This is a genomic window from Streptomyces sp. NPDC059008 (assembly GCF_042749045.1).
Classification (GTDB): domain Bacteria; phylum Actinomycetota; class Actinomycetes; order Streptomycetales; family Streptomycetaceae; genus Streptomyces.
In genome coordinates, this window is sequence record NZ_JBHYJC010000047.1 from 1 (window position 1) to 20,138 (window position 20,138).

The 20,138-nt window shown below is 69.4% G+C and carries 18 protein-coding genes; 7 read left to right on the forward strand and 11 right to left on the reverse strand.

Annotation, left to right across the window (positions count from 1 at the left end; all coding sequences use genetic code 11):
- Positions 1-185 precede the first annotated feature (185 nt).
- The 3 genes from ACFWZH_RS33180 to ACFWZH_RS33190 all read right to left on the reverse strand — a co-directional run bounded on the left by ACFWZH_RS33180 (position 186) and on the right by ACFWZH_RS33190 (position 3,768).
- Positions 186-1,484, reverse strand: a complete 1,299-nt coding sequence (locus ACFWZH_RS33180) for an SLC13 family permease (protein ID WP_384439849.1) — start codon at positions 1,482-1,484, stop codon at positions 186-188.
- Positions 1,481-2,770 (reverse strand): cation:proton antiporter, encoded by a 1,290-nt coding sequence (locus ACFWZH_RS33185; protein ID WP_384439852.1) that lies wholly within the window; start codon positions 2,768-2,770, stop codon positions 1,481-1,483. The genes ACFWZH_RS33180 and ACFWZH_RS33185 overlap by 4 nt, the downstream gene beginning before the upstream one ends.
- Before the next feature lie 533 nt (positions 2,771-3,303).
- Positions 3,304-3,768: a CBS domain-containing protein gene (locus tag ACFWZH_RS33190; protein WP_384439855.1), complete on the reverse strand. Its 465-nt coding sequence runs from the start codon at positions 3,766-3,768 to the stop codon at positions 3,304-3,306.
- A 342-nt stretch (positions 3,769-4,110) separates the two neighbouring features.
- Between ACFWZH_RS33190 and ACFWZH_RS33195 the strand changes: the two genes are divergently transcribed.
- A complete protein-coding gene (locus ACFWZH_RS33195; RefSeq protein WP_384439858.1) occupies positions 4,111-5,169 on the forward strand; it encodes a PucR family transcriptional regulator in 1,059 nt (352 codons plus the stop codon).
- Positions 5,170-5,221: 52 nt separating this feature from the next.
- Here ACFWZH_RS33195 and ACFWZH_RS33200 read toward each other — a convergent pair whose 3' ends face one another.
- Positions 5,222-5,608: a hypothetical protein gene (locus ACFWZH_RS33200; RefSeq protein ID WP_384439861.1), complete on the reverse strand. Its 387-nt coding sequence runs from the start codon at positions 5,606-5,608 to the stop codon at positions 5,222-5,224.
- Between the two features lie 213 nt (positions 5,609-5,821).
- On the opposite strand from ACFWZH_RS33200, the gene ACFWZH_RS33205 reads away from it, so the two are divergent.
- Both ACFWZH_RS33205 and ACFWZH_RS33210 read left to right on the forward strand, forming a co-directional pair.
- Positions 5,822-6,331: a nitroreductase family deazaflavin-dependent oxidoreductase gene (locus ACFWZH_RS33205; RefSeq protein WP_384439864.1), complete on the forward strand. Its 510-nt coding sequence runs from the start codon at positions 5,822-5,824 to the stop codon at positions 6,329-6,331.
- Between the two features lie 132 nt (positions 6,332-6,463).
- The gene (locus tag ACFWZH_RS33210) at positions 6,464-6,781 is read left to right on the forward strand and encodes a hypothetical protein (protein WP_384439867.1); all 318 of its coding nucleotides are present in this window, start codon (positions 6,464-6,466) and stop codon (positions 6,779-6,781) included.
- A 1-nt stretch (position 6,782) separates the two neighbouring features.
- Here ACFWZH_RS33210 and ACFWZH_RS33215 read toward each other — a convergent pair whose 3' ends face one another.
- Positions 6,783-7,193, reverse strand: coding sequence for a MerR family transcriptional regulator (locus ACFWZH_RS33215; RefSeq protein ID WP_384439870.1), 411 nt, complete (start codon positions 7,191-7,193; stop codon positions 6,783-6,785).
- Positions 7,194-7,607: 414 nt separating this feature from the next.
- On the opposite strand from ACFWZH_RS33215, the gene ACFWZH_RS33220 reads away from it, so the two are divergent.
- Together ACFWZH_RS33220 and ACFWZH_RS33225 are read left to right on the forward strand one after the other, a co-directional pair.
- A complete protein-coding gene (locus tag ACFWZH_RS33220; RefSeq protein WP_384439873.1) occupies positions 7,608-9,113 on the forward strand; it encodes a SulP family inorganic anion transporter in 1,506 nt (501 codons plus the stop codon).
- 560 nt (positions 9,114-9,673) lie between these two features.
- Positions 9,674-10,231: a hypothetical protein gene (locus tag ACFWZH_RS33225; RefSeq protein ID WP_384439876.1), complete on the forward strand. Its 558-nt coding sequence runs from the start codon at positions 9,674-9,676 to the stop codon at positions 10,229-10,231.
- Positions 10,232-10,276: 45 nt separating this feature from the next.
- Here the strand turns inward: ACFWZH_RS33225 and ACFWZH_RS33230 are convergent, their stop codons facing one another.
- Entirely contained in the window at positions 10,277-11,893 is a 1,617-nt protein-coding gene (locus ACFWZH_RS33230) for an ADP-ribosyltransferase domain-containing protein (protein ID WP_384439879.1), read from the reverse strand.
- A 357-nt stretch (positions 11,894-12,250) separates the two neighbouring features.
- On the opposite strand from ACFWZH_RS33230, the gene ACFWZH_RS33235 reads away from it, so the two are divergent.
- Positions 12,251-12,928 carry a macro domain-containing protein gene (locus ACFWZH_RS33235; protein ID WP_384439882.1) on the forward strand — a complete coding sequence of 226 codons (678 nt, stop codon included), beginning with the start codon at positions 12,251-12,253 and terminating at the stop codon, positions 12,926-12,928.
- A 17-nt stretch (positions 12,929-12,945) separates the two neighbouring features.
- On the opposite strand, the gene ACFWZH_RS33240 is transcribed toward ACFWZH_RS33235, so the two are convergent.
- Together ACFWZH_RS33240 and ACFWZH_RS33245 are read right to left on the reverse strand one after the other, a co-directional pair.
- Positions 12,946-14,799 carry a beta-galactosidase family protein gene (locus ACFWZH_RS33240; protein ID WP_384439885.1) on the reverse strand — a complete coding sequence of 618 codons (1,854 nt, stop codon included), beginning with the start codon at positions 14,797-14,799 and terminating at the stop codon, positions 12,946-12,948.
- Between the two features lie 351 nt (positions 14,800-15,150).
- Complete coding sequence (locus ACFWZH_RS33245) at positions 15,151-16,398, reverse strand: MFS transporter (protein WP_384439888.1); 1,248 nt, start codon at positions 16,396-16,398, stop codon at positions 15,151-15,153.
- 163 nt (positions 16,399-16,561) lie between these two features.
- Between ACFWZH_RS33245 and ACFWZH_RS33250 the strand changes: the two genes are divergently transcribed.
- The gene (locus ACFWZH_RS33250) at positions 16,562-17,491 is read left to right on the forward strand and encodes a LysR family transcriptional regulator (RefSeq protein WP_384439891.1); all 930 of its coding nucleotides are present in this window, start codon (positions 16,562-16,564) and stop codon (positions 17,489-17,491) included.
- 82 nt (positions 17,492-17,573) lie between these two features.
- Here the strand turns inward: ACFWZH_RS33250 and ACFWZH_RS33255 are convergent, their stop codons facing one another.
- Genes ACFWZH_RS33255 through ACFWZH_RS33265 form a run of 3 tightly spaced genes read right to left on the reverse strand, consistent with a single transcriptional unit; the run spans position 17,574 to position 20,121 of the window.
- Complete coding sequence (locus tag ACFWZH_RS33255) at positions 17,574-18,353, reverse strand: sirohydrochlorin chelatase (protein ID WP_384439894.1); 780 nt, start codon at positions 18,351-18,353, stop codon at positions 17,574-17,576.
- A 3-nt stretch (positions 18,354-18,356) separates the two neighbouring features.
- Entirely contained in the window at positions 18,357-19,307 is a 951-nt protein-coding gene (locus ACFWZH_RS33260) for an ABC transporter permease (RefSeq protein WP_384439897.1), read from the reverse strand.
- Positions 19,294-20,121 (reverse strand): ABC transporter ATP-binding protein, encoded by an 828-nt coding sequence (locus tag ACFWZH_RS33265; protein ID WP_384439899.1) that lies wholly within the window; start codon positions 20,119-20,121, stop codon positions 19,294-19,296. Before ACFWZH_RS33265 ends, ACFWZH_RS33260 begins: the two co-directional genes overlap by 14 nt.
- Positions 20,122-20,138 lie beyond the last annotated feature (17 nt).

Sequence of the window (20,138 nt, forward strand, 5' to 3'; positions counted from 1 at the left end):
AACCTCATGACCCGCCGCCTCACCCACGAAGCCACCACCAACTGGCGTGACACCTGAGCCAAACAAAACAGACAACCCAGAATCAAACGCTCACTGAGGTCAACCCGACCAGTATTCCGAGCGTTGACCACTAAGCCTGCGTCGGCGAAGGCGGTCGGCATCCACCAACGCCACACCACCTCACGTCACCCGAAGGCGAAGTACCGCAGCCACACGTAGCCGAGGGACAGTGCCACCGTCACCGCGGTGACGATCAGTCCGTACTTGGTGAACTGCCAGAAGGAGATGGGCTGGCGGTTGCGTTCGGCGATGCCGAGGACGACGACGTTGGCGGAGGCGCCGATGGCGGTGGCGTTGCCGCCGAGGTCGGCGCCGAGGGCGAGGGCCCACCACAGGACGTGATCACTGCCACCGCCCATGGTGTGGACGAGATCGCTGGTGATGGGAGCCATGGTCGCGACGTACGGGATGTTGTCGACGATTCCGGAGAGGACCGCGGAGCCGCTCAGCAGCGTCATGGAACCGCCGAGTTCATTGGAGCCGATCATGTCGGCGAGCGCCTTGGAGATCTCGCTGACGACGCCGGTGTCGATCAGACCACCGATCATGACGAAGAGGCCCGCGAAGAAGGCGAGCGTGGGCCATTCCACCTCTGCCAGTACCTCGTTGGTCTCCGCAGACGAGATGGCGACGAGGAGGCCGGCGCCGAGCAGGGCGACGATGCTGGGCGCGTAGTGCAGGACCGGGTGCAGAACGAAGCCGGCCACGACCAGGGCCAGGACGATGAGGCCCTGGACCAGCAGGCGCGGGTGCTTGATGGCCTCGCCCTCCTCAAGCGTCATGATCTCGGCGGCCCGGTCCTCGTCATAGACGAAGGTCTTGCGGAACATCACCCGGCACAGGACGAGGAGTACGACGACCAGGAACGCGGAGAGGGGGGCGAGGTGGACCAGGAAGTCGTTGAAGGTGAGGTCGGCACGGCTGGCAATGATGATGTTGGGCGGGTCGCCGACCAGGGTTGCGGTGCCGCCGATGTTCGAGGCGAGCACCTCGGCGATGAGAAAGGGCGCGGCGGGGAGAGCGAGGCGTTCGCAGACGAGCAGGGTGACGGGGGCGATCAGCAGGACCGTGGTGACGTTGTCGAGGAGCGCCGAGGCCACGGCCGTGATGACGATGAGCATGGCCATCACCCGGAAGGGTTTGGCGCGGGCCCGTTTGACCGACCAGATCGCCAGGTACTCGAAGACGCCGGTCTTCTTCAGTACGCCGACGATCATCATCATGCCCATGAGCAGGAAGATGACGTTCCAGTCGATGCCGGACTCCTTGGCGTAGAACGCCGAGACATCGTCGGTCGCCCCGATCACCAGCATCAGCCCAGCGCCGCCGAGGGCCACGGCGACCCGGTGAATCTTCTCGCTGATGATCAGGGCGTAGGCGCCGACGAACACGACGACTGCCGCCCAGCTGTGCCAGTTGTTCACGATCCTCCGATGAAAGGTTCCGGCAGAGTGTCCCCGCGTGTGTGCACCGGCTCGGTCTCCGCAGTGCCCGCACGGGGGCAGGGGGCACCGCCATCGCGTGCGGCCGGGGCGCCGGCCGGGCCATCGACGTGGAAGGCGCGAGCGATCGGCACATCCGTGGAACTGTGGGCAATGATCGAGAAGGCGATGCACACCGCGATGAGGGTGAACGCCTCCTCGGCGTGCGGGATGCCGGACTGGAGCACCAGAAGGCCGTAGACCACCGACGCGAAGCCCTTGGGACCGAACCAGGCGGCCACCAGCTTCTCCCGGCGGGGGAAGCTCGTACCGAGCAGCGAGATCAGCAGCGAGGCCGGGCGGATGAGCACGATCGCCAGAATCACCACCACGTAGCCGCCCCAGGACAGGGCGCCGAACAGCTGCGGCGTCAGCAGCGCGCCGAAGACCAGCAGTGCCGCGAACTTCGCCAGCTCCGCCAGCGCCTCGCCGAGCGGTTCGAAGGACCTCTGCGCCTCCGGCGAGACGTGGGCCAGGACCGCGCCGGCCGAGAACGCGGCCAGGTAGGGGTTGGCGTGGGTCAGGTGGCACAGCGCATACAGGATGATGCCGGTCGCCAAGGGCAGCAGCGGCTGCAGCTTCGGCTCGGCGCCGAGGTGCCGGAAGCGTACGAGGCCGTTGACGAACAGCGGCAGCGTGATCCCGACGGCCATACCGAGCGCCAGTTCCAGGGCGATCTTGGTCAGCGACGCCTCCGCGTCACCCGCGGTCGGGCCGGCGGCGGCGATCAGGACGAGGACGACCGGGAGAGCGAGACCATCGTTGATGCCGCTCTCCACGTTCAGCAGCTGCCGCAGTTTGGCCGGGACTTCGATCCGGCCGACGATCGCCGAGGCGAACACCGGGTCGGTGGGCGCGAGAACAGCTCCGACCAGGAACGACGTCGTCCAGTCCAGGCCCACCAGGTAGTGGGTGATCAGTGCCATGAAGACGAACGCAAGCGGCATGCCCAGGCCCAGGGCGCGGGCGGGACTCTTCCAGTTCGCCCGCAGTTTCGGCAGCGAGACATGCATGCCGTCGGTGAACAGCACCGCGAAAAGCGCCAGGTCGGCCGTGACGGACACCATCTCGCTGTCGCGCGTGATGTGGATCAGCCCCAGGAACCCGTCGCTGACCAACGCCCCACCGATGAGGAAGAGCAGCGATGTGGAGAGCACCGTCCGCGCCGCCAGCCCGGACAACAACACCGCCACCAACAGTGCGACACCGAACACCACCACGAGCACCATGACGTAAGCCCCGATCGGAAGAGAGAGTGATCCCCTGCTCGCCGACCAGACTTCCCGGCACACCGCGCGGAAGCTTACATTTCCTTGACGAGTCTTTGACAGATCCCTAACGGGCAGTACGAGGGCCGGATGGTTGCCGGACTCCGGCAACTGACGGTGGACGAACAGCCGTGCCTGACCGGCTCAGCCACGCCGCGGGGCTCCGTTCGACCTACTCCCGCCCCGCCTAGAGCGGCGGGGTGGTGGGAGATGACCATAGGCTCACGATCAAGTGCGCCGGGAAGTCTGGTCGGCAGTCAGCCGCCCCTGCCCTGGAGCCCGGATGCCGAACGAGTTCCCTGCCGGAGAGCACCACGGCCGCCATGACCCGCGCCAGCCGGACGCTCTTCTTCGGCATCCATTTCGCCCCCGAGCGAGCGGGGCCGATCCCGCTCCGGATCACGTCACTGTGCGGCTGCCCCGCGAAGTCACCCTCGACAATGTGGACCGCATCAAAGAAGAGCTCCGGGAGGCCCTCAGCTCCGGACCGCCTGTCAGGGCGCGGCGATGAGTAGCCGCTCCAGCAGATGGGAGGCGGTGATCACGCCGAGCAGGCGTGGTGCGCCGGTCCCGTCCTTGTCTGTGACCGCCACCAGTGGGCTGCGGACCTGCGCCATCAGTGCCGCGACCTCCAGTGCGGTGTCGTCGGGCGCCGCGACCGGCGGCGCGGGTGCCGTCTTCGACAGGCAGTCCCGCACGGTGCGGCCGGACAACGCTTGGCACAGCCGGTCGGCGTGGTGCTCGTCCACCACTGCTGCCAGTGTCGGGTCCTCCACGACATAGCCGGGTACCAGGACTTTGATCATCTGGGAGGCCGGGAGGATCGCCGCCGGGGCGCCCTGTTCATCCACCACCAGCAGGCCGGGCAGCCGGTGCTCGGCCATCAGCCGGGCCGCGTCCAGGGCCTCACTGTCGAGGCCGACCGTCTCGTATTCCACCGCCAGGTCACGTGCGCGCACGATCGGCTCCTGTCTCGCGCCTGAGGCGCCGCCTTCGGCGCCGCGGATGCGACGCCGGGACGGACCTGGGCACCATACAACCGGCCGAGACGGACACCGACGACGCGGCACTGCGTTCCAGACCATGGCGCCAACCGTTGCATACCCGCGGAGCCAGGCTCTCGCTCCCCTTGTGGCCTGGCCGCGTGCCGGCCGGGGGTGGCCATGAGGTGGCGGGGTCGGCAGCACGGTGCTGACGGATTTCGACGGCAATTGCCCGTTCCCGGCAGTCTTCACTAAGGTCTCCGTGCCCAGGATGCCGCTAAGAAAGCGTCACCAGCACGTCAGGAAACCGGGGGAACTGTGGCGGACCATGAGATACCCGAGGACTGTCTGACGGGGTATGCGCAGATCCTCGCCGACGTCGCGGCCACCGGCCGCCGGCTGACCCGCGACGAGATCACCGCCCGCCGCTCCCTCGGCGAGCAGGCCGCCGAAGCCGGACTAAGCCTCCGCACCCTCGTCAGCAGCCACCTCGCGGCCACCCGCACCGCCTGGCCCAGCGCCCCCACATCGGCAGACAGCATGCTTGCCGCCGTGCAGCAGGCCATCGACGCCTTCGCCGAGGGCTACGAGCGGGCTCAGCGGCTGGCCGTACGTCAAGAGGAGGCCGCCCGCCGTGAGTTCATCGACGACCTCCTCTACGGCCGCAGCGATCTGGGCCGCCTGGCCGAGCGCGCCGAACGCTTCGGCCTGCGCCTCTCCCACGCCCATGCGGTCGCCGTCGCGCAGGGACCGGCCGCTTACGACGAGGGCGACCCCGTTCCCCGACGCGTCGAGCAGTCCCTCATCGCCCGGTTCGGCGACCGCAGCACCCTGCTCACCACCAAGGACGGGCGCATGCTGTGCATCGCCCCAGGCGACCAGGACGAGGTCCTCCTCCACTTCGCCAAGCAGGCGCACGCTGCCACGGACGGCGGCCGGGTCGCCATCGGGCGTGCCCAGCCCGGCCCCGGCGGCGTGGTCCAGTCGTACGAGGAAGCGCTCAACACCCTGGACCTCGCCGACCGCATGGAGCTCGACGCCCCCGTGCTGCACGCCGCCGACCTGCTCGTCTACCCCGTCCTCACCCGCGACCGGCAGGCCATGGCCGACCTCGTCCGCAGCGCCCTCGGTCCCCTCACCACGGCCCGGGGCGGGCCCGAGCCCCTGCTCGACACGCTCACCGCGTACTTCGACTCCGGCTGCATTGCCGCCGAAGCCGCCCGCCGGCTCTCCCTGAGCGTGCGCGCACTGACCTACCGCCTGGAACGCATCCACACCCTGACCGGCGCCAACCCCGCCGCCCCCGACCACCGCTACATGCTCCAGACCGCGGTGATCGGCGCCCGACTGCTCGACTGGCCCGCCACGGCTCTGTGAAGGGCGCGGGCCGAAGCCCGCTCACCATCAGGCGGAAGGACGGCGACGTTCATCACCGGCCGGTGCAGGAGAGTTGCCGGCCGGAGCCGGGTCCGATGCGCGAGGGGCCGGACAGGCTCGGCCCGAGGATCTTCGTGGCATTGCGCACCGACCCCAGCAGCGCGTTCGCCTCCCGGATCCGGGCCTTGCCGACGAGTTGGGGTACGAAACCGCGCAGCGCCGGCGTGGCGAAGGCGGCGAGAGTGCCGTTGAGGAATTCCAGCGCCGCCACGAGGGGCAGCGCGCCTCGCTGATCGAGGTCCTGACCGCGTTCGCCGAGGCAGGCGGGAACCGGCCGCCCCCGGCGCCAGCCCGGCTGCACCCGCTGGGATGGCCGGACCCGCCCGGCCCCGCAGCATCCTGATGTCGACGCGATCCGGAAGTCGCCTCGCATGTTCATTTGCCCTCTGCAAAGATAACGAAGCCATCTCCGGTAGCGGTGGACGTACGGCGGCGTGAGCTTGCGAAGCAGTACTGATGCCGTCGTGCGGTCACCGTGAGACGCACGTCGGGCACAGGCCCAGGCCGGACCGTCTCACCCGCGCCCGTACGCAGGGAAGTCCGGCTGCGATGCGTGGTGTCGTGCCGCCGCCATCCCACCGAAGGGTCTGCGATGCCGCGCAAGGTCAAAGCCACCCCGTCCCCGACCGGCTGGCGCCGCCTCATCGCACGCGCCCCGATCCACCTGTACCGCTGGCACCTGGGCGCCCTCACGGGCAGCCGAGTCCTGCTGCTCACCCACACCGGCCGCAAAAGCGGACAGCCCCGCCAGGTCGTCCTGGAAATCACCGGACGCAATCCGCAGAACGGCGCCTACCACCTGGCCTCCGGCTTCGGCCCCACCTCACAGTGGTACCGCAACATCCGCCACACCCCGCGCGTCACCATCCAGGTCGGGCGGCACCGCACCACCGCCCTCGCCCGCCCCATGACACCCGAAGAATCCGGCCGCGCCATGGCCGACTACGCACCCCGCCACCCCCGAACCGCCCGCCGCCTCATGGGCATCTGCGGCATAGAGACCGACGGCAGCACGGACGACTACTACCTCATCGGCCGCGACCACATCCCCTTCGTCGAGATCACCCCAACACCCGGCACGAGTCCGACCCTCAACCCGTGACGGCCGGACCTTTGCTGAGGGCCCCAACTGCCGTGAACAGCAACTGACCGCCATGCTCCAGCAGGCTCAGGAGGACGGCTCGCTCAGCCCACAACGGGACGCCGCACCGAGGCCGCGGGGCACCATGGAGATATGGAGATCGAGCTGCTCACAGTGGCCGACTGCCCCCATGCACAGCCTGCGGCCGACCAGGTACGCCGGGCACTGGCCGAAGTCGGGCCGCCGGAAGCTGTGTTCACCACACGGGTGATCAAAGACCCGGACGATGCGGAGCGGTCCGGGTTCGCCGGATCGCCCACGGTGCTGGTCAACGGGCGCGCCCCGTTCGCCCAGCCCGGCCAGCTGCCCGGCATGACCTGCCGGGTTTACCAGGGCCCGCAGGGGCTGTCCGGCATTCCACCCCTGGCGGAGCTGCGACAGGCCCTGCGAGAGGCCGCAGCGGCCAGCTGAGTCAGGTCCGGGCCGGCGTGGCCTGGTCCAGACGGGCGTTCAGGGTGGCGGCGAAGTCCTCGGCTCGGGACAGCTGCACCCGCAGTTCCTTGACGCGCCGGGCCGCCACCTGCTGGTACTCCCGCACGCGGCCCAGGAGCGCCTCGCGCTCGCTGTCGCCGAGCCCGGCGGGGGCGTCGAGACGGTCGGTGGCCTCCAGCAGGTCGCGCATCTGGTCGAGCGTGAAGCCCAGCGGCTTCATACGCCGGATCACCATCAGCCGGGCGACATCCGCCTCGGTGTACAGGCGAAATCCGCCCTGGGAACGGGCCGACGGGATGACGAGGCCGGTCTCCTCGTAATGCCGGATGGTGCGCAGCGACAGTTCGGTACGCGCGGCGACCTCGCCGATCTGCATGTGCTCGCTGCTCACGCGGACGCCTTCCTCGTCTTTCGCCGCAGGCCGGGCGGCCCACAGCGATCTCTACCGTAACGTTAGGGTAGAGTCTGCGGATGCAAGGGGCGGTGTTGGGCCGTCCCCACTCCATGGTGCGGGACACCATCTCGCACTTTCTCAGCCGTGTCGGGGCCGACGACGCCCCCGGCGAAGCCCGATGCCTGCAGGAGAGAGCGTGCGCATCCCCTTGACGCCCAGCGCCGCCGCCTGCCCACCGTGACCCTTCGCCCCCAAGCTGTGCCCGGTCTCCTCCCGGTCGCACTCGCTGCTGCGTTGTGACTTCAAGCCCGCCGCTCGCGGGCTTTGCGGAGTGCCGCCCCGGTCTTCCGCGTCTCCCCGCACGCCTGCCGTGACACCAGGTGTGCCCGAGCACGACAGGATCGCCTCCTCTTGTCCACGTCCGCACTGCCCCCGGCGGCCGATCGGCTGCGCGGCCTTCGCCCCTCCTGGCTGTCCCCGAAGGTCTTCCGCACCGAGGTCCTCGCCGGCCTCGTCGTCGCCCTGGCGCTGATCCCCGAGGCGATCTCGTTCTCGATCATCGCCGGCGTCGATCCGGCGATCGGCCTCTTCGCGTCCGTCACCATGGCCGTGACCATCGCGATCGTCGGCGGCCGCCCGGCCATGATCTCCGCGGCGACCGGCGCCGTGGCCCTGGTCATCGCACCGCTCAACCGCGAGCACGGCTTCGGCTATCTGGTCGCGGCCGTCATCCTCGCCGGCGTCTTCCAGATCGTGCTGGGCGCGCTGGGCGTCGCGAAGCTGATGCGGTTCGTGCCGCGCAGCGTGATGGTCGGCTTCGTCAACTCCTTGGCGATCCTGATCTTCATGGCGCAGGTGCCGGAGATGACGGGCGTGCCGTGGGCCGTCTATCCGCTGATCGCCGCCGGCCTGGCGCTGATGGTGTTCTTCCCCAAGGTCACCAAGGTGGTGCCCGCGCCGCTGGTGTCCATCGTGATCCTCACCGTCATCACGGTCGCGGCGGGCATCGCGGTGCCGACCGTGGGCGACAAGGGCGAACTGCCCTCCTCGCTGCCCGTGCCTGGGCTGCCGGACGTGCCGTTCACCCCGGACACGTTGAAGATCGTCGCTCCGTACGCGCTCGCCATGGCCCTGGTCGGCCTGATGGAATCCCTGATGACGGCCAAATTGGTCGACGACATCACCGACACCCGCTCCTCCAAGACCCGCGAGTCCATCGGCCAGGGCATCGCCAACATCGTCACCGGCTTCTTCGGCGGCATGGGCGGCTGCGCGATGATCGGCCAGACCATGATCAACGTACGGGTCTCCGGCGCCCGGACCCGCCTGTCCACCTTCCTGGCCGGCGCCTTCCTGATGGTGCTGTGCATCGCCTTCGGACCCATCGTCTCCGACATCCCCATGGCAGCCCTCGTCGCCGTCATGGTCATGGTGTCCATCGGCACCTTCGACTGGCACTCCATCGCCCCGAAGACCCTCAAGCGGATGCCCGTCGGCGAGATCACCGTCATGCTGGTCACGGTCGCCTGCGTAGTGGCCACCCACAACCTCGCCATCGGCGTCGTCGCCGGCTCCCTCACCGCGATGGTCATCTTCGCCAAGCGCGTCGCCCACCTGGCGAACGTCACCGCCGTCACCGACCCCGACGGCAGCCAGGTCGTCTACGCCGTCACCGGCGAACTGTTCTTCGCCTCCTCCAACGACCTGGCCCCCCAGTTCAACTACGCCACCGACCCCGACAAGGTCGTCATCGACCTGAGCGCCGCACACATCTGGGACGCCTCCTCCGTCGCAGCCCTCGACGCCATCACCACCAAGTACGCCCAGCGCGGCAAAACCGTCGAGATCATCGGCCTCAACAAGCCGAGCGCCCAGATCCACAAGAAGCTCAGCGGCGAACTCACCGGGAGCCACTGACCTGTCTCCCCGGTCGATGGCCGCCCGGAAAGCACAGGCTTCCTGGGCGGCCATCGCGTTTTTCCCAGACTCCCCCGCAATCCGCGGACCCACCGCAGTAGTGCCCGCGACGCACAGCGATCCGGTACCTGCGTGGAAACTCCGAATCACCGGCGATGCCCCGCCGTGCCAGTCGCGTGCCAGATAGAGCGGTAAACAGGGGTCAACAAGGGACAGAGAAGGGACAGAGATTCGACTGGTCGTGCCAGCCCCAACTGCGATATCTGCGCTGCTCAGAAGGACCTTGGACACCCGAAAGTCCCCTGATTCCGGAGCTCAGGGCGCGTCCCGCTCAGTCAATGCGGCCGCCCCTGTCAGCGCGACCAAGATCACTGGGGGATGGTGCTGACTTTTCGCTGACCTCTCAGTGTGAGCTATTTCCCGATTTACGCCGAATGGGAATCCCGGATGGGCTGTAGATTCACCAACAGGGCCCAGCGCTCTTCGAGTTGATACCCTTCAGGAGAGGTGAGAATGATGTCAGGAACCCCGCCCATTCCTAATTAGGGAATTGCGAGGACATGGACTACACCTGGTCCCAGCAACTCGCCGGCAGACGTGCGGTCTACGTCCCCGACGCCGTCGCCCTCGCCGCCGACCCCGAAGACCTCACCTACCTCCGCAAACAGGTCTGGCGCTGGATGGCCGGCTTCTGTCAGAACGTCCGCCTCCATCTGGGCCGCCTGATCCTCCGCAAACCGCTCCTGGCGCTCTGGGTGCTCCTCGCCCTCTTCGAGATCGTCACCGCACCCCTGTGGTGGGCGACGCCCTTCCTGGCCGCCGCCACCACCGGTCAGCCGCTCCCGCTGACCGTCACCTGGTGGGCCGGAGCCGAACTCCTCCTCACCGCCCCACCCCTGATCTACGCCGCCCACCGTCGCAAACTCCCGCTGACCGGCGTCCTGTTGAACCTCCCCTGTGTCTACGCCACCAAGGCCGTCAACCTCGTCTACGCCTGGAAGGCCCTCGTCGTGGAGCTGCTCCTGGTGCCGCTCCATCTGGCACGGGGCCTGACGGTGTACGAGAAGGGGCGGGCCGACACCCCGTCCGGACGGACGGCGCTCGCGGGAGCGGGGTGAGTACGAAGGGTCGTCCGGCAAGCCACAGGGCCGGCGCCCGCCTGCTCAGGACACGAGGGTCTGCTCCGCCAATTCGGTCAGCTGCACGGTGCACAAGCCGCCGCGCTCGGCCTTCACGTCCGTCACCTTGAGCTGCGTGCCGGGCGAGAGGATGAATTCCTCCTCGTCGGTGAACGCGGAGAAGCTGTGGATTCCCACGGCCCGGACGGGGAGCACCTCGAAGAGCGTCCGCTTGCCGCGGCTGCCGAGAAACGCCCGGGCCACGCTGAGTTTGGAGGTGCAGGAGGACACGCCCCACCAGGTCACGGTCCGTCCGAGTGGGTACTGCGCACGCAGGTCCAGCGACACCCCGCGCCACAAGGACTCCGTGCGGGCGGGAAGCCGTGACACCGCCGAGAACAGCAGCCGCAGATAAGGGAGGTAGGGAATGATCCTGGTCCGGTCCGGAGAGCGGAGGATGGCGTTGATCTCCCGGTAGAACGCGGACTCGCAGGTATAGAGGTAAAGGGCGGCGATGGCGTCGGCGGACAGGCTGTCGGCCACCTCGTCCGCCCGCCGCTTGCCGAATTCATGCGACAGCTCGACGTGCCGATCGAGCCCGGACAGCAGCTTGGCCACCGGGCCGACGGCGTCGCGGAAGTCCATGAGCGGGGTGTCGAATACACCCGTGATCGCGGGGAGGACGAGGCCCTCGTCTTTTACACCGGCGAGCCGTTCGAGGTAGAGCTGATGAAGCTCCATGGTGGAGGCGATGAACGCGCCCATGCGTGCGGCGAGGTCGCCGTTGGTCCCGTCGGCCTCCGCCGCGAGCTCGTTCCACCCTGTGCTCGGCAGCCAGTCGATCTCCTCGGCGCCCAGCGATGCGAGGGCCGCGTTCACCGTTCCGAAAGGGTCGCCTTCACAGAAGATGTCGCCCTGCGCGGCGGGATTGGGGTGGTCGATATGCCGGACTTCGACCTCGGGGTACTTCTCCTGGAGCCGGAGGACGATCTTCTTCAGATTGCGCGCGTGAGCTCCCCACCATGCGAAGACCACACCCCGGTCTTCCTCGTCGGCGTTCTGTTTGGCCCTGAGGATCTCTTCGACGATCCGCTCGGCGACCGGACGCCAGAACGCGGTGTGCCGGTCGGTCCCCGTCGTCCCGTCACCGCTGGCGGTGAGTGCCGCGTTCAACAGCAGTACGCCCTGCGTGAGCATCGCCTGGAACCACTCCGGTGGTTGGACGGCGTCCTGTTCCTTCAAGAGTGCGCGAATATCGGCAATCGGGGTCTTCTTGGGTATGCCGTACTTCCACATCGCCGCGGCCTTGATGATGCAGCGGATACTGACGACCCTGCCGAACTGACTGTCTTTCCAGTTGTGGAAGGTGTTGTCGAACATGGCGATACCCGTGGCGCTTTCCGGTCGCGGGTAAGGGTTCTGGCCGAAGATGACGACCTTCCACTTGTGTGGTGGATGGGGCTTGAGGGCCTGGAAGGTCAATTCACGGACGGGGACGACCTCCGGACCGCGGTCCGCGCCAATGAACGCGGCCGCGTCCGGCTGGGCCTCGATGACCGGCTTCAGCAGGGGAAGCCACGGCTCACCGCCGCCCTTGAACAATTCGACGAGGGCCAGCGGGTCATTCGGATCGGGCGTGGCAGGCATGTGGGCATCGCTCATGGTGAGGGAACTCCGAATTGTTCAGAACGTGCTTGAGGGCATGATGACGAGGTGGAAGGGAATGGAATTTTTGAACGAAATGGAGGGGTGGGGTGGTGACGTAGTCGATGTCGGCGCAGGGGGCTGGATGTGATGCTGGAGAACCTCAAATGCCGTGCATTTGGGCAGGCGTCGAATCTTGTCGACGGTGGGGGAATCCAGGGCCTGGCCCGCGGAAATCTGGCGGCAGGCTAACACCGGGTCGGGGCACTGGCAATCATGACGAGAGGTCACGAACGGCCGCTGGCAGAGGCGTTGTCAGTGGGGCAGGGTAGCGTCGTGAGCGGTGGAAGGACCGTCTCTCAGGGGGAGTGGATTATGACCGGCAACCGCGTTCAGTCGCCGCTCAGGGTGGTGTTGACCGACATCAACACGAAGGTGGTGGAGGCCTGGCGGGCGGCGTTCGCCGACACCCCCGGGATCGAGATCCGCGAGGGCTCGATCCTCGATGAGGAGGTCGATGCCTGGGTCAACCCGACCAACTCCCGGGGCCGGATGGACGGCGGGGTCGACGCGGTCATCAAGCGGCATATCGGAGCGGGCATCCAGCTACGGGTGCAGCGGGCGATCCGCGACCAGTTCGCCGGAAGACTCCCGGTGGGCAGCGCGGTGTGCGTGCGGTCCGGGGCGGTCAATCCGAAGTTCCTGATCTCGACGCCGACGATGGAAGCCTCTTACCAGAACGTGAGCGAGACCCTGAACGTGGCCCTCGCGTGCGCCGCCGCGTTCCAGGCGATCCATCGGCAGAACAGGGAGGCGCCGGGAAGCATCGGGTCGGTGGCGCTGGTCGGCATGGGCGCCCATACGGGCCGGGTGCCGGCGCAGGTGTGCGCCAACCTGATGTGGACGGGCTACACGTTGTTCCACGACTTCCACTTCGAGGACTACGACGAGCTGCGCAGCACGATCATCGCGCAGCTCGACGACATAGAGAACGCGCCCCAGGAGAGGCGGGTACGCATCGCCGCGCCCCCGCGCCCCGCCTCCCGACGCTGAAGGGCCGCCGGGCCCTCCTAGCCGATATCGGGCGCCGACCGTACTTCGATCCCGTCGCCCGTCCGCTCCATCTCCAGTACGACGAGGTCGTTCCGGCCGCGCCGCCACAGATGGCTCGGTGCGTAGAGGGTGACCTGTGGTCCCAGGGACCAGTACCGGCCGAGCGCGAAACCGTTGAGCCAGACCATGCCCTTGTCCCAGCCGGGAAAGGCCAGGAAGCCGTCAGCGGGGGTGTCGACATGGACCCGGGCCCGGTGGAATGCGGGGCCGGTCGGGGTGCTTCCGCTGCCGAACTTCAGGGGTGAGAGATCGTCCAGGGGCAGTCGGCGGATCTCCCAGTCGCGCAGTTCCTCTTCGTCGAGGAGGACTGTGCCGCTGATTCCCTTGGGGTCGTTGAGGCCCTGGCCGAAGTTGACCCGCCCGGTGGGGTCGACCAGCAGATCGAGGGTGCTTAAGGCGCCGGAAACGGTGAAGTCGACGGTGTGGGCCGGCTGGTTGCGGTCGAAGGTGCCGATGCGCCGGCCGTCGCCGTACACCAGCGCACGGTCGCCGAGTCCGGTGATCCGCAGGCGCCTGGTCCCCTGCGGTCCGCGCACCCGGGCGCGGTAGTGGATCAGCCCGTGCGGCTGTCCGAGGGCCTCCATGTGGACGGGGGCGGCACGGCGCACGGGGGCGCCGCTCAGTGCGTCGAGGGCCTGCATCAGCGGTACGGACTCGCGGACGGTGACCTTCTGGGCTGGCATCCGGCGTGGTGTGGCCGGCAGGGGTGTGGGCGGCAGCGTGGTGTACTCGGCGAGCACCTCGCGCACCTTGTGGAACTTCTCGGTGAGTTCGCCGGATTCGCTGATCGGGGAGTCGTAGTCGTAGCTGGTGACGGTGGGCTGGTAGGCGCTGCCGCGCAGATTGGCCCCGGCGGACCAGCCGAAGTTCGTTCCACCCACCGCCATATAGAAGTTGATCGACCCTCCTGCTTCGAGGATCTTCCGCACGTCGGCCGCGGTCTGCGCCGGGTCGGTGGTGTGGTGGCGCTCGCCCCAGTGGTCGAACCAGCCGTCCCAGAACTCCGTGCAGAACAGGGGCTTGCCCGGCTGGAATTCACGCAGCTGCGCGAACGGCCCGGTGGGGTCCCCGGCGAAGTTGACGGTGGAGAGGAGGTCGGGGAGGCTGCCGGCCTCGAGCGCTTCCCGGGAGGCTCCGTTGGAGCAGAACAGGAGGCTGTCTATGCCCTGCGCCCGCATGGTGTCCCGCAGATGCTCCAGGTGTGCGTGGTCGTCGTCGTAGCTGCCGTACTCGTTCTCGACCTGCAGGGCGATGACGGGCCCGCCGCGGGTGGCCTGCAGATCGACGAAGCGCGGCAGCAGTTCGGCGAACCAGGTGTCGACGGCTCGCTCGTACGCGGGGTCGGAGCGGCGCAGCGGCGCGTCCTTGTCCTTCAGGAGCCAGGCGGGCAGACCGCCGAAGTCCCACTCCGCGCAGATGTACGGCCCCGGTCGCACGATCACCTTCAGCCCGACCTCGTCCGCGGTCCGTACGAAGGCGACGACGTCGCGCCATCCGGTGAAGTCGGGCTTGCGCTCGTACGGTTGGTGGAAGTTCCAGGCGACGTAGGTCTCCACCGTGTTCAGGCCCATGGCCCGCATCCGCAGCAACCGGTCCCGCCAGTCCTTGGGATGCGTTCGGAAGTAGTGGAAGGCGCCCGAGAGGATCCGGAACGGCTCGCCGTCCAGCAGGAATTCGTCGCCGCGGACGGTCAGTCCCCGCGGGCTTTCGGCCTGGGCGAGGGTGGTACGGCCGCTGCCCAGGGCGACACCCACCGACGCGGCGCCCACCATGGCCGCGCTCACGAATCTCCGTCGGCTGAACTGCGTCATCTCTGCTCTCCTCGACTCGATCGGTCGTCGCCCAAGGTTCGAACATGTTCAGCGGTGCGCGTTTCTGTGCATTGAGAGTGTTGTGTAGAACAGAAAGGAACACAAGGGTTCGTGGCGCAACGCGGTGGCCGGCTCCGCACACGCACAAGCGCGTGCGGAGGGGGTGTCAGCAGGTGGCGGGGGCGTCTCGAACGTGCCCTGGCCGTCGACCGTGATCAGGGCGACATACGAACGGCCGCAGGGTCAGCTCATGTTCCAGGTGCTGTCGGCGCGCTCGTTCGTGCTGAGGGTCTTCTTCGGGCCCCAGGTCGTGCCGTTGGCGCGGAAACCGAGGTGCGCCTTGATCCGAGGTCAGGTGGGGACCGGCGCCGGCTCCCCTTCGTGTCGCGGTGCGTTGTCGCGACGGGGGAGGAGGAACGGCGTGGCCAGAAGGAGGAGACCGGCGAGGGCGATTGCCGTGCGGGGGCCGGTGAGGCCGGCCAACAGGCCCCACAACCCGGTCAGGGCCGCGGTGGCGGCCTTGCCGGTGACCGACCACGCGGACAGGGTGCGGGCCACTTGGTCCGTCGCGGTGCGCTCCAGCCGATAGGTCGCGTACACCGTGTTGAACACGCTGGAGCAGGTGATCAGCCCGAGTTCGACGGCCATGACCAGCACCATCCCGGCGGCCCCGGGACCGACGAAGGCCAGTCCGAGCGACCAGCAGGCGCGCAGCGTCCCAGAGGTCAGCATCACCGTGCGCTGCCCGAACCGCGCGACGAGCCGGCGGGCCAGCCGTGCGCCGATCAGTCCGCCGACGCAGGGCACCGCGAAGGCGAGGCCGTACTGCCAGGGGGCGAAGCCGAGGCGGCCGAGCATGAGGACGGCGAGCAGCGGCATGGTCGCCATGATCAGCGCATTGACCAGGACCGTGTTGAACAGTAGCGGACGCAGTGTCGGGTGGGCGAGCAGGTATCGCCATCCCTCGAGCAGGCCGCCGGCCCGGCGGCGTGGCGCGGCGGTGCGTCGCGCGGGGCGTGGCTCACCGCCGCCGATCGCGCGGATCCCGGCCGCCGAGAGCAGATAGCTGACGGCATCGGCCACCACGGTCGCCATGGGGCCGAGCAGTCCGATCGCGGTCGTGCCGAGCGGGGGCCCGAGCAGGGTCGTGGTCCATGTCGTGCCCTCGAACCGCCCGTTGGCGACGAGGAGATCCTCCTGCGGTACGAGCGACTTCAGGTACGCCCCGCTGGCCGCCCTGAAGGCGATGTCGGCCGCGGCCACGACGACCGACACGATCACGAGCTGGGCGAAACCGAGCCGGCCGAGCGCGTACGCGGCGGGGATGCTCAGCAGCGCCGCGAACCGGACCAGGTCCATCGCCACCATCACCGGCCGCTTGCGGCGGAACTCCACCCACGGCCCGAGCGGCACCGCCACCACCGCACCCACCGCCAGCCCCGCGGCGGTCAGCGCCGACACCTGTGCCGGCCCGGCGTGCAGCACCAGGATCGCGATCATGGGGAACGCGTCGAACGCGAGCCGGGTACCGAACGCGCTGACCGCGTACGCCGCCCACAGCCACCCGAAACTCCGCCCCAGCGACCTCCTGGACTCCATGCCCCCGCCCCCCTGACCGTCGCCCTCACGCCACCCGAACGACCTCGCGTTGTTGTGTCGTATCCAAGCCAGGGGCAGGCCCGCCGATCAAACAACCGCTGTGCGTGGTGGAGTACAACCATGCGTTGTACGCGGAGGTGGAGCCGACCCTAGGGTGGTCGGCGTGAATCTCGATGCCGTGCGCACCTTCGTCGCCGTCGCGGACGCGGGGCAGTTCCAGGAGGCCGCCGCCCACCTGTCGATCACCCAGCAGGCCGTCTCCAAGCGGGTCGCCACGCTGGAGGGGGACCTCGGGGTGCGGCTGTTCACGCGTACGGCGCGCGGGGCCCGGCTCACCATCGACGGGCAGGCGTTCCTGCCGCACGCCCGCGACCTCCTGCGGGCCGAGGAGCGGGCCGCCGCCTCCGTGCGCCCCGGCAGCCGCGCGCTGCGCGTCGACGTGATCGGGCGGCAACTGGCCCCCGCGGCGCTGCTGCGCGACTTCCACCGCGCGCACCCCGGCACCGCACTCGACGTCGTGACCCTCTTCGACGCCGACGCGGCCCTCGCCGCCGTCCGGTCCGGCACGATCGACGCGTCCTTCCGCGCCGTCACCCTGCCCACGCGGCAGCTCCCCGACGGCATCGAGGCCGTCCGGGTCCTCCATGAGCCCCTGCAGCTCCTCACCGGACCGGCCCACCGGTTCGCCGCCGCCCGTTCGGTCGCCCCCGCCCGGCTCGCCGGCCACCGGATCTGGATGCCCGGTCTCGTCACCGGCACCGAGTGGGCCGTCTACTACGACGACCTCGCCGCCGCGTTCGGCCTCACCATCGAGGTGACCGGCCCCGACTTCGGCACCGAGCCGCTGCTCGACACGATCGCCGACTCGGCGGTGCTGGCGACCTTCGTCGGCGAGCAGACCCGCCTGGTCTGGCCCGCCGACTGCGATCTGCGGCGCATCGACCTGCACGACCCGACACCGGTCTACCCGCACTCGCTGATCTGGCGCGGCGACAATCCGCACCCCGCGCTGCGTACGCTTCGCGACTACCTCGCCGCCAGGCGGCCCGGCCCGCACGAGGCCGGGACGTGGCGACCGGAATGGGCGCAGTGACCCACACCGGCGCCGGTCCGGCTCCCGCACCGTGGCCAGGACCGGAGGCCGGGGCCCCTGCGCCGCCCCGGGCGCAGCGCGCTCAGGCGATCAGTGCCGGCAGCTCACCGCGGGCGCCGGCCAGCACCGACTGGTCGTAGCGGCGCAGCACCAGCCGGGCCAGTTCGGGAGCGGCGCCGAGGACGGGGGCGAGGACGTCGGCGCGGGCCTCCCGGGCACCGGCGGCGATCCGGTCCGGGAGGAAGCCGGGGGCGATGACGTACGGGGCGACGGCCACCCGGTGCACGCCCTCGGCGCGCAGCGCCCGTACGGCATCGGCCGTGCGGGGAAGAGATGCGGAGGCGAACGCAGGTCGCACGGCACACCAACCAGCGGTGCGCCGCCACTCCCGCGCGATTTCAGCGATCACTGCGATCGCCTCCGGGTCCGAAGAGCCCGCCGAGGCCAGTACGACCCCGGTCGAGCGGCGGTCGCCGGGCCGCAGCCCGGCTTCGGCCAGCCGGCGCTCCAGCGCACCGGTCAGGAGGGGGGACGGGCCGAGCACCTCGGCCTGGCGGACGGTCAGCAGGGGAAGCCGCGCGGCGGCCTCGCGCAGCACCGACGGAATGTCGGACTTCGCGTGGAAGGCGCGGGTGAGCAGAAGCGGCAGCGCCACCACATCCCGGACCCCTTCGGCCGACAGGCGCTCCAGCACCCGCGGCACCCGGGGCGCGTTGAAGTCGAGATGGCCGACCTCGACGCGCAGCCCCGGCCGCAGCGCCCGTACCCGCGCGCAGAGCGCGGAGACGGTCGCCGCGTGCCGCGGGTCGCGGCTGCCGTGGGCGACGACGACAAGCGTGGGGGAGGCGGGGCGGATGTCCATCGGTCAGCTCTTCACCAGCAGGCCGCGGCTGCGCAGCACCCGCCGCTCGATCGGCGCGAAGATCAGCAGCTCGATGCCGATGCCGACGATCAGGATCAGCAGGATCGCGCCCAGCACCCAGGACATGTCCTGCAGTTCGCGCCCCTGCTCCAGCAACTGCCCCAGACCGGTGCCCAGGTCGGGCGCGTTGACGATCAGTTCGGCGGCCATCAGCGAGCGCCAGGAGAACGCCCAGCCCTGCTTGAGGCCGGCGATGTAGCCGGGCAGCGCGGCCGGCAGCAGCACATGCCGCACCCCGGCCAGACCCGTCGCACCGATGGTGCGGCCGGCCCGCAGATAGAGCGGGGAGATCTGATCGACGCCCGCCACCAGGCCGTTGGCGATGGAGGGGACGGCGCCCAGCAGCACCACCGCGTAGATGGTGGCGTCGCTCAGCCCGAACCAGATGATCGCCGCCGGCACCCAGGCCACCGAGGGCAGCGACTGCAGACCGCTGAGGATCGGGCCGATCGCGGCCCGTACGGCCTTGATCTTGGCGACGATCAGTCCGAGCACCGTACCCAGGGCGACCGAGGCCAGGAAGCCCAGGGCGCCGCGGGAGACGCTGGTCCACACGAAGTTCAGCAGGGTGCCCTCGAGCCACTTCTGCTGCAGCGAGCGGGCGACGTCCACGGGACTCGGCAGCAGGTAGTGCGCCTTGAGCTCGAAGTGGTAGGCGAGCTGCCACAGTCCCAGCACGATCGCGATGGCGACGAGCGGGGGCAGCGCCTTCGAGGCGGTGGTGCGCAGCCACGGCTGCCGGGCGACGACCGTGGACTCCAGCGCGTCGAGGCCGGCCTCCAGACCGGCGATGTCACCGGAGGCGTCGCGCTTCTTGGCGAGGGCGGTGTCGGTGGCCGGGGCGTCGCCGCTCGATGCGGCGGCCGACTCGGCCGAGGTCTCAGTGCTGGCCATGGCGGCGGATCTCCCCACGGAGCTGTTCGGTGATCTCGATGGAAAGGTCGGCGACCGCGGCGTCCTCGATGCGGCGCGGCTGCGGGATGTCCACCCGCCACTCGCGCGCGATCCGGCCCGGCCGCGAGGACAGCAGCACCACCCGCTCGGCCAGCCGTACGGCCTCGCGGACGTTGTGGGTGACGAACAGCACCGAGAGGTTGCCGGCGGAGCCGCTGTCGTTCTGCTCCTGCCAGATGCGGGTCAGCTCGTCGTGCAGGACATCGCGGGTGATCGCGTCCAGCGCGGCGAACGGCTCGTCCATCAGCAGCAGCTGGCTGTCCTGGGCGAGCGCACGGGCCATCGCGACGCGCTGGCGCATACCGCCCGACAGCTCGTGCACCCGCTTGCCGTACGCGCCCTTGAGACGGACGAGTTCGAGCAGCCGCTCGGCCTCGTCGCGGCGCTCGGCGCGCGGCACCCCGCGCAGCCGCAGCGCCAGCTCGATGTTGCGGCCCGCGGTCAGCCACGGGAACAGCGCGTGCTCCTGGAACATCAGGGCCGGCCGGCCGCCGGGCGTCTCTATGGCGCCGGCGGACGGCGCGTCGAGGCCGGCGACCAGATTGAGCAGGGTGGACTTGCCGCAGCCCGAGGCCCCCAGGAGGCAGACGAACTCGCCGGGTGCCACATCGATGCTGATGTCGTCCAGCACCTGCTGCTGCGCGCCGGTGCGGCCGAACGACTTCGAGACATGGTCGATGCGAGCCGCGTACGGCACGGTGGTGCCCGTGTCCGCCGTGGCGGGCTGCTGCTTGGTGAGCGTGGTGGTCGTCATCGGTGTCACCTCCTGGG